The following is a 1,265-nucleotide window of genomic DNA, read 5'->3' on the forward strand; positions in this document are numbered from 1 at the left end:
TGAACCGCCCCCGAAAAAGTAGACACCTCATTTTCGCACGAGGAGTGAGGTGTTATGAAATACAAGCCAAGAAGGACCTACAGCCGGGCATTCAAACTTCAGGCGGTTCGGGAGTCGCTCGATTCATCCGAGCCGATCAGCGTGGTTGCTGATAAATTGGGCGTCAGTTGTGAGCTGCTGTACAAATGGAGGCGTACATTGACCAAGCGAACCGACGCTGACCCGGCGCCTGTGGAGAATCGGGGCCCAGACAAGAGCGCCGAGGCGCTCCAGCGCGAGAACCGAAAGCTGAAGAAGCGTCTGGAGCGAGCCAAGCTGGAGAATGAAATCCTAAAAAAGGCCAACGAGCACTTCGCCAAGCTCCAAAAGTGAGGTATGCCTTCATCGAGTGCCACCACAGCCGACGCTGGACGGTGGCCTTGATGTGCGAAGTGCTCGAAGTCGCCCGATCCGGCTATTACCGCTGGCTGGGTCGGCCCCGATCCAGGCGCGAGCAGGCCAATATGACGCTCAGAGCCTTTCTGCTGAGACGAGCGGAACAGCTAAGGGGCATTCCCGGCTACCGCAAGCTGTGGCAGGAAGCTGTAGATGCCGGCTACGTGTGCAGCAAAAACCGGGTTCAACGGGTGCTGCAGGCGGCCGGTTATCGGTCATCGACGGCACCGAGACCTGGGCATCGTCGGCCGCCGCAGGGCATTGTGTTGCCCAATGTACTGAATCGGCGGTTCAAGGTCAGCATTCCCAACCGGGTCTGGGTGTCCGATATCACCCAAATCCGCTGCCGGGACGGCTGGTTGTACGAGGCGGTCGTCATTGACCTGTGTGGACGCCGTGTCGTGGGCCGGGCGGCTGGCTGCCAGAACAACGCCGCACTGGTACTTGCCGCACTGAGGCAGGCCTGGCGCGCCAGACAGCCGAATGGCTCTCAACTGATGTTCCACTCCGACCAAGGTATCCAGTACACCGCCCGGGAGGTGCTGCACTGGCTCACGCGGCGCAAGGTCACCATCAGCATGTCGCGGGTCGGTAACTGCTGGGACAATGCCTGCGCCGAGAGCTACTTCGCGCACCTGAAAAAGGAGTGGGTCCGACCCTTGGGGCTGATCAGCCGTACAGAAATGATCGGTGAGCTCCAGTACTACTCGAAGACCTACTACAATCAGATCCGTCGCCACAGCCAGGCTAACAATCTGCCACCGGCAGTCTATGAGGCCATGCTGACTGGCGAGTCAACCGAGAGTGTCTACTGAACCGGGGGCAGTCCA

Annotated in this window: 1 protein-coding gene; it reads left to right on the forward strand. The window is 59.8% G+C overall.

Features of this window, described 5'->3' with window-relative positions; translation table 11 throughout:
- Positions 1–54: 54 nt before the first annotated feature.
- Positions 55–1,250, forward strand: a protein-coding gene (locus ACDC66_RS15190; RefSeq protein ID WP_376697584.1) for an IS3 family transposase whose coding sequence is annotated in 2 segments (ribosomal slippage) — positions 55–331 and positions 331–1,250 — 1,197 coding nt in all. Because the reading frame shifts where the segments join, the coding sequence is not laid out codon by codon here.
- Positions 1,251–1,265 lie beyond the last annotated feature (15 nt).

The organism is Wenzhouxiangella psychrophila (genome assembly GCF_042310375.1).
GTDB lineage: Bacteria > Pseudomonadota > Gammaproteobacteria > Xanthomonadales > Wenzhouxiangellaceae > Wenzhouxiangella.